We start from the raw sequence: 7,648 nt of genomic DNA, 5'->3' as shown, positions 1-7,648 counted from the left end.
GGACGGCTGCTGCGCCGACCGCCGGACCCGTGGGTGGCGGCGGCGCTGGAACTGCCGCCCCGGCGTGCCGCGCTCGCCTACGACCACCGGCTGCGGGACACGGACGGGCGGACGCTCCAGTCGGCCGGCTCCTGGTTCGCCCCGGTGCTGACGGTGCTGCTGCCCGGACTCGGGCGGGCCGCGTGGGCGCTCGGCGAGGAGCCGGAGAGCGGCCGCGAGGCGGACCTCACCGAGCTGTACGGCTGGGCGGCCGCCGCCGGCCTCAGGCTCCGCGCCGCCGACAGCGTCCAGCTGGCCCGCGGCACCGCGGAGCACGCCTCGCCCGGCGGCCTGGAAGTCCGGCGCACCATCGCCGACCAGCACGGACGCCCGCTGATCGGCACGGTCTTCCGGATCGCCGACGAGCAGGCCGAACTGCGGTACGCCGACAGCCAGGCGATCCTGCCCGCCGAGGGCCGGCCGCGACCCTCGGGCGGCGCGAACCGGATCGCCGACCCGGACCGGGCGGTGCTGCACTCCTGGGCCTCGCCGAACGCGCCGGACCGCGGACTCGCGCTGCGCGCCCGGATCGTGCTGGCCTGCGAGCACGCCTCCGCGGAGGAGGCGGCCGGACGGCTCGGGCACTCGGCGCAGCTGGTGGCCGCCTGGCGGGACCGGTTCCGGGCCGGCGGGCTGCAGGCGCTGGAGGCCTCGCCGCGGAAGGCCAGGTCCCGGCCGCGCTGAGCCGTCCGGGGCGGGCTACCGGGGCCGGGGGCGGTGCAGCCGGACCAGGGCGTCGATCGCCTCGCCCGCCGTGCCGTGGCCGTCGGGGGCGGCCACGGTGCGGCGCACCCGTTCGGCGCGGACGCTCTCCAGGCCGGTGCCGGCGAGGTCGTCGAGGACGTCGTCGGGGGTGAAGAGCACCCGCCGGTCCTGCGGTCCGCCGGTGCCCTCGGTGAGGTTGAGGCTGTCATGGCCGACGACGAGCAGGGTGCCGCCGGGGGCGAGGGCCTCGGCGGCCCGGCGCAGCGCGGTGCGGCGGTCGGCGGCCGGGAGCTGCAGGTAGGCGACCAGGACGAGGTCGTACCCGGCCGGTTCGGCGGTGTGCGCGAGGACGTCGGCGTGCACCCAGTCGATCCGGTCGGCGGTGCCGGCCGGGCGGGTGGCGGCGAGGGCGCGGCCGCGGTCGAGGGCGACGGCGGAGAAGTCGACGGCGGTGGCCCGCCAGCCGCGTTCGGCGAGCCAGATGCTGTTGCGTCCTTCGCCGGCGGCGAGGTCGAGGGCGCGGCCGGCCGGCAGCTCCTCGCACTCGCGGACGACCCAGCGGTTGGGCTCGACGCCCCAGAGCTGCTCGGTGGCGCGGTAGCGCTCGTCCCAGTCCTGACTGTCCATCGGTGGCCTCCTCGGTCCGAGCGTAAGCGGCGGGCGCCGCGTGGCCGGCGTATGACCTTGGTAACCCCGGGGTGGTGGCGGCGGTGCCGGCGGGCCGGGCGGGCCCGGCGCCACCGCCGACCGAGGGGTGGACGAACGATCCTTCTGCCGTGCCCGCGGGGCGGGTTCCGGAGGGGCGGGCGGGCCGCCGCCCGGGCGCCGACGGGCCGTGATGTGCCGAGGTCGCGGCTGGGATTCGATGGCGTCGTCTGACGGTTCGAAAGGTTGTTAGGTTAGGCTTGCTTCCCTTACTGTCCTGGGTGCCGGAATACCGACCAGCACCCTCGGAGTACGCCATGCCCGCCCGCCGCTCCACCGCAGCGACGCTCCTGACCATCGCCGTGGCCGGCGCAGCCCTGGCCGGCTGCTCCAAGAAGGACGACGCCGCCTCCGCGGACGCGGTGAAGGTGACCGCCTCCGACTCCGCGTGCGAGGTCGCGAAGACGAGCTTCCCGGCCGGCGCGGTCGAGCTCTCCGTCCAGAACAAGGGCTCGAAGTCCACCGAGGTCTACGTCTACGCCGCCGGCGACAAGATCGTCACCGAGCGCGAGAACATCGGCCCGGGCACCACCGTGAGCATCCACGCGGAGATCAAGGCCGGCGAGTACGAGATCGCCTGCAAGCCGGGCATGACCGGCGACGGCATCCGCCAGAAGATCACCGTCACCGGCGGTGCCGCGCCGGCCGCCAAGGCCGACCCGCGCCTGGCCGCCGCCGTCGAGGCCTACCGGAAGTACGCGCAGGAGCAGGCCGACGCCACCATCCCGGTGGTGACCCAGTTCGCCGAGGCCGTCAAGGCCGGCGACACCGAGAAGGCCAAGTCGCTGTTCGCCGCCTCCCGGGTGGGCTGGGAGCGCACCGAGCCGATCGCCGAGAGCTTCGGCGACATCGACCCGAAGACCGACACCCGCGAGGACAGCCTGGAGGCCGGCCAGCAGTGGACGGGCTGGCACAAGATCGAGAAGTCGCTCTGGGCCGACGGCAAGATCACGGACGACGACAAGAAGCTCGCCGACCAGCTGGTCACCGACCTGAAGGACTGGCAGTCCCGCATCGCCAAGGCCGAGATCACCCCGACCTCGATGGCCAACGGCGCCAAGGAGCTGCTGGACGAGGTCTCCAAGAACAAGATCACCGGTGAGGAGGACCGCTACTCCCACACCGACCTGTCGGACTTCGCCGCCAACGTCGACGGCGCCGAGAAGGCCTACGAGCTGCTGAAGCCGGTCGCCTCCGAGAAGGACGCCGCGCTGGCCAAGACCCTGGACACCGAGTTCGCCGCGATCAAGGTGCTGCTCGGCAAGTACAAGCAGGGCGAGGCCTACACCTCCTACGACAAGATCACCGAGCCGGAGCGCAAGGCGTTCTCGGACGCGGTGAACTCCCTGGGCGAGCCGCTGTCGAAGCTGGCCGCCGCGGTCGTCGTCACCGGCTGACCCCGGACCGACCGCACCAGCGCCCCGCCGCGGCGGCCCGACCGGGCCGCCGCGGCATCCGCAGAGACAGGACCGAAGGAAGCACCGTGGACGCCGAGACCGCCGAGACCACCGCGCCGGACACCGCCACCGACCAGGCCGCCCCCACCCGCCGCGCCGTCATCGGCTGGGCCGGTGCCGGCCTCGCCCTGGGTGCGGCCGCCGCCGGCTCGGTGGCCGCCGCGACCATGCACGAGGCCGCGCCCGCCGCCGCCCCCGGCATCGACTCCACCGTCGACATCCCGTTCTACGGCGACCACCAGGCCGGCATCGCCACGCCCGTCCAGGACCGGCTGCACTTCGCCGCGTTCGACGTCATCACCAAGGACCGCGAGGCCCTGGTGAAGATGCTGAAGGAGTGGACGAAGGCGGCCGCCGCGATGACCGCCGCCCGCGAGGTCGGCGCCGGCGCGACCGGCGGCCTCCCGGAGGCCCCGCCGGACGACACCGGCGAGGCGCTCGGCCTGCCCGCGTCGCGGCTGACCCTGACCGTCGGCTTCGGCCCGACGCTGTTCGAGAAGGACGGCACCGACCGCTTCGGCATCAAGGCCAAGCGGCCCGAGGCCCTCGTCGACCTGCCGAAGTTCCCCGGCGACCGGCTGGAGGAGAACCGCACCGGCGGCGACATCTGCGTCCAGGCCTGCGCCGACGACCCGCAGGTCGCCGTGCACGCGATCCGCAACCTGGCCCGGATCGGCATGGGCGTGGTCAACGTCCGCTGGTCGCAGCTCGGCTTCGGCAAGACCTCCTCGACCACCCCCGAGGCGCAGACCCCGCGCAACCTCATGGGCTTCAAGGACGGCACCCACAACATCGCCGGCACCGACGCCAAGTCGCTGGCCGACCACGTGTGGGTCGCCCCCGGCGACGGCCAGGACTGGATGACCGGCGGCTCCTACCTCGTCGCCCGGCGGATCCGGATGACCATCGAGACCTGGGACCGCACCCCGCTCAAGGAGCAGGAGGACATCTTCGGCCGCAGCAAGCTGGAGGGCGCCCCGGTCGGCAAGCAGAAGGAGCGGGACACCCCGGACCTGTCCGCGATGAAGCAGGACGCGCACGTCCGTCTCGCGCACCCGGACAGCAACAACGGGCTGATGATCCTGCGCCGCGGCTTCTCCTTCACGGACGGCACCGACGGCCTCGGCCGCCTGGACGCCGGCCTGTTCTTCCTCGCCTACCAGCGCGACACCCGCAAGGCCTTCGTGCCGCTGCAGTCCAAGCTCGCCGGCAACGACGCGCTGAACGAATACATCACGCACGTCGGCTCCGGCCACTTCGCGTGCCCGCCCGGCGTCCGCAAGCCCGGCGAATGGTGGGGCCAGGCCCTGTTCGGCTGACCCCCTGCCCCGTACCACCTCCACCCCCGGGAGTCCCCCTGTGTTCGGCAACTACCTGATCGGTCTGCGGGAAGGCCTCGAAGCCAGCCTCGTGGTCTGCATCCTGATCGCCTATCTGGTCAAGACCGGCCGCCGGGACCGCCTCGCGCCCGTCTGGGCGGGCATCGCCGCGGCGGTCGTGCTGAGCATGGCCTTCGGCGCGGTGCTGCAGTACGGCTCGACGCAGCTCAGCTTCGAGGCACAGGAGGCGCTCGGCGGCTCGCTGTCGATCGTCGCGGTCGGCCTGGTCACCTGGATGGTCTTCTGGATGCGCCGCACCGCCCGCCACCTGAAGACCGAACTGCACGGCAAGCTGGACGCCGCGCTGGCGATGGGCACCTTCGCCCTGGTGGTGACGGCCTTCCTCGCCGTCGGCCGGGAGGGCCTGGAGACGGCGCTGTTCATCTGGACGGCCGTCCAGGCGACCAGCGACGGCGTGCGGCCGCTGGTCGGCGCGGTCCTCGGCCTGCTCACCTCGGTGGTGCTGGGCTGGATGTTCTACCGCGGCGCGCTGAAGATCAACCTCGCCAAGTTCTTCACCTGGACGGGCGCGATGCTGGTCGTCGTCGCGGCCGGCGTGCTCGCCTACGGCGTGCACGACCTGCAGGAGGCCGGCTGGATCCCGGGCCTGACCAGCCAGGCCTTCGACATCTCCAGCACCGTGCCGAAGGACAGCTGGTACGGCACCCTGCTGAAGGGCGTGTTCAACTTCCAGCCGGACCCGACGGTGCTGCAGGTCTCGGTCTGGGCCGCCTACCTGGTGCCCACCCTCTTCCTCTTCCTGCGGAAGTCCGGCACCCCGGCCCCCAAGCCGGCCCCGGCCCCCGCGACGGCCGAGAAGCCCGCCGCCTGAGGCCTGGCGACCGAGAAGGTCCCGTACCCCGTCGGGGTGCGGGACCTTCCGCGTCGTACGGGCGGTGTCAGTGGTCGAAGAGCACCAGGGAGCGGCCGCCGCGGCCCGCCGCCATCCGTTCGAAGGCGGCCGGGATGTCCTCCAGGGAGATCCGGTCGGTGATCAGTGCGTCCAGGTCGAGCCGGCCGCTGCGCACGTGCTCGGCGAGCACCGGCACCGTCTCGTCCGGGTCGCAGTTGCCGTACACGCAGGCGGTCAGGGTGCGGGCGTAGTGGAAGAGCTCCAGGGCGGAGAACGAGACCGTGTCCTCCTTGCCGCCGATGCCGACCACGGTCGTCCGCCCGCCGCGGCGGGTCGCGGACCAGGCCGAGCGGATCGCCGTGCCGCGGCCGACGCACTCGAAGGCGTGGTCGGCGCCGCGGCCGCCGGTGAGCTCCCGGACGGCCTTCGGGGTGGAGTCGCCGGCGAGCAGGAACTCGGTGGCGCCGTGCCGGCGGGCCAGTTCCTCCTTCTCCGGGGTGACGTCGACGGCGACCACCGGCGAGGCCCCGGCGAGGCGGGCGGCCTGCAGCACCGCCAGGCCGATCCCGCCCAGCCCGTACACCACCACCGACTCCCCCACCCGCACCCGGGCCGCGCTGTGCACGGCCCCGTAGCCGGTGAGGACGGCACAGCCGAGCAGGGCGGCGGAGGCCAGCGGCACGTCGGCGGGCAGCGGCAGGACGGCGCGCCGGTCGACGACCGTCTCCTCGGCGAAGGCGCCGACGCCGAGGCCGGGGTGGAGCGGGGTGCCGTCCGGGAGGGCGGCGTAGTGGCCGGTGGACGCGGCGCCGGAGTTGTCGCACAGCCAGGGCTCGCCGATCGCGCAGGCCGGGCAGGCGCGGCAGGCGGGGGCCCAGTTGAGGACGACCGGGTCGCCGGGCGCCACCCCGGTGACGTCCTCGCCGACCGAGACGACGGTGCCCGCCCCCTCGTGGCCGAGGACCAGGGGGAGGGTGGCGCGGAGCATGCCGCGGCCGATCGACAGGTCGGAGTGGCAGACGCCGGCGGCGGCGAGGCGGACGCGGACCTGGCCCGGTCCCGGGTCCGGCAGGTCGATGTCGGTGATCTCGAGCGGGGCCCCGGCGGAGCGCAGGACGGCGGCGCGGACCATGGCGGTCACCTCGGTGGTCTTCTCGGTGTGTTCGGACGGGGACTGATCGGCGGACGGGGTCGCCCGACGGGGACGGGTCGGCGGGCGGGGCGGGCGGCGGTCAGAACTGCAGGGACTTGGTCTGCAGGAACTCCTCCAGGCCGTGCCGGCCGAGTTCGCGGCCGACGCCGGAGTTCTTCCAGCCGCCGAAGGGGGCGAGCGGGTTGAAGCGGCCGCCGTTGATGTCGACCTGGCCGGTCTCCATGCGGCGGGCGAACGCGGCGGCGGTCTCCTCGTCGCCCGCCCAGACGGCGCCGGCGAGGCCGTACTCGGTGCCGTTGGCGAGCGCGAGGGCGTGCTCCTCGTCGTCGTACGGCAGCACCACCAGCACCGGGCCGAAGATCTCCTCCTGCACCGCGCGGGCGTCCGGGGGGAGGTCGGCGAGGACGGTCGGGCGGACGTAGTAGCCGCGGTCCAGGCCCTCGGGGGCCCCGGGGCCGCCGGCGACCAGCCGGGCGCCGTCGGCGAGCGCGCCGTCGATGTACTCCCGGACGCGCTCGCGCTGCCGGGCGCTGACCAGCGGTCCGACCCGGGTGGCCGGGTCGGCCGGGTCGCCGGGCGCGTACTTCGCGGCGGAGGCGGCGGCGATCGCCAGGGCCTCCTCGTACTGGTCGCGGTGGACGAGCAGCCGCGTCCAGGCGGTGCAGGTCTGGCCGGAGTTGGCGAAGACGTTGGCCAGGTTGACGTTGACGGCGCGGGCCAGGTCCGCGCCGGGCAGGACGACGCTCGCGGACTTGCCGCCGAGTTCCAGGGAGACCTTCTTGATGCCGCGTCCGGCGCTCTCGCCGATGGCGCGGCCGACCGCGGTGGAGCCGGTGAAGGAGACGACGTCCACGCCGGGGTGGGCGGCGAGCGCGGCGCCGACCACCGTACCGAGGCCGGTCACCAGGTTGAAGACGCCCGGCGGCAGGCCCGCGCCGTCGACGATCCGGGCGAACAGCCGGGCGATCAGCGGGGTCTCCTCGGACGGCTTGAGCACCACCGTGCAGCCCGCCGCGAGGGCCGGGACGACCTTGGCGACGATCAGGTGCAGCGGGTAGTTCCACGGCGTGATCGCGGCGACCACCCCGGCGGGCTCCGCGTACACCGTGGAGTTGCCGACCTTCTCGTGGAAGGCGTAGTCGGCGAGGACGTCGAGGTAGGCCGAGGCCACCGCGATCGGGGTGCCGGCCTGGACGGCGTCGGCGAAGCCCGCGGGGGTGCCGAGTTCGGCGGTGACGGTGGCGGCGATCTCCGCGCGGTGGGCGGCCAGGCCGTCGCGCAGCCGGGTCAGGGCGGCGAGCCGCTCCTCGCGGCTGCTCGCCGCCCAGCCGGGGGCGGCGGCGCGGGCGGCGGCCAC

The 7,648-nt window shown here is 74.5% G+C and carries 7 protein-coding genes; 4 read left to right on the top strand and 3 right to left on the bottom strand.

Translation table 11 applies throughout. The features are described from left to right. The coding region (locus ABZ641_RS20400) for a helix-turn-helix domain-containing protein (protein ID WP_359983618.1) at positions 1-723 on the top strand (723 nt) is incomplete at its 5' end. Positions 724-738: 15 nt separating this feature from the next. Here ABZ641_RS20400 and ABZ641_RS20395 read toward each other — a convergent pair. Beyond that, entirely contained in the window at positions 739-1,371 is a 633-nt protein-coding gene (locus ABZ641_RS20395; protein WP_359983615.1) for a methyltransferase domain-containing protein, read from the bottom strand. Positions 1,372-1,706: 335 nt separating this feature from the next. Here ABZ641_RS20395 and efeO point away from each other — a divergent pair, with 335 nt between their 5' ends. The 3 genes from efeO (at position 1,707) to efeU (ending at position 5,117) form a co-directional block, all read left to right on the top strand. Further along, positions 1,707-2,846 carry an iron uptake system protein EfeO gene (efeO, locus tag ABZ641_RS20390; protein ID WP_359983623.1) on the top strand — a complete coding sequence of 380 codons (1,140 nt, stop codon included), beginning with the start codon at positions 1,707-1,709 and terminating at the stop codon, positions 2,844-2,846. 86 nt (positions 2,847-2,932) lie between these two features. Next, positions 2,933-4,225 carry an iron uptake transporter deferrochelatase/peroxidase subunit gene (efeB, locus tag ABZ641_RS20385; RefSeq protein ID WP_359983613.1) on the top strand — a complete coding sequence of 431 codons (1,293 nt, stop codon included), beginning with the start codon at positions 2,933-2,935 and terminating at the stop codon, positions 4,223-4,225. A gap of 40 nt (positions 4,226-4,265) precedes the next feature. Beyond that, positions 4,266-5,117, top strand: a complete 852-nt coding sequence (gene efeU, locus ABZ641_RS20380; protein WP_344624276.1) for an iron uptake transporter permease EfeU — start codon at positions 4,266-4,268, stop codon at positions 5,115-5,117. A gap of 67 nt (positions 5,118-5,184) precedes the next feature. Here the strand turns inward: efeU and ABZ641_RS20375 are convergent, their stop codons facing one another. Then, positions 5,185-6,270 carry a Zn-dependent alcohol dehydrogenase gene (locus ABZ641_RS20375; protein WP_359983620.1) on the bottom strand — a complete coding sequence of 362 codons (1,086 nt, stop codon included), beginning with the start codon at positions 6,268-6,270 and terminating at the stop codon, positions 5,185-5,187. Positions 6,271-6,370: 100 nt separating this feature from the next. Beyond that, positions 6,371-7,648, bottom strand: a 1,278-nt coding sequence (locus ABZ641_RS20370) for an aldehyde dehydrogenase family protein (protein ID WP_359983610.1), incomplete at its 5' end; no start/stop codon positions are given.

The sequence above is a fragment of the Kitasatospora sp. NPDC007106 genome, assembly GCF_040634455.1.
Lineage (GTDB): Bacteria > Actinomycetota > Actinomycetes > Streptomycetales > Streptomycetaceae > Kitasatospora > Kitasatospora arboriphila.
Note: the sequence above shows the minus strand (reverse complement) of the source record. Positions and strands in the feature narration are given on the sequence as shown.

Excerpts from the sequence above, each read along its gene's own strand:
- ABZ641_RS20395 (WP_359983615.1), bottom strand. The coding sequence starts at position 1,371 with ATGGACAGTCAGGACTGGGACGAGCGCTACCGCGCCACCGAGCAGCTC.
- efeO (WP_359983623.1), top strand. The coding sequence starts at position 1,707 with ATGCCCGCCCGCCGCTCCACCGCAGCGACGCTCCTGACCATCGCCGTG.
- ABZ641_RS20375 (WP_359983620.1), bottom strand. The coding sequence starts at position 6,270 with ATGGTCCGCGCCGCCGTCCTGCGCTCCGCCGGGGCCCCGCTCGAGATC.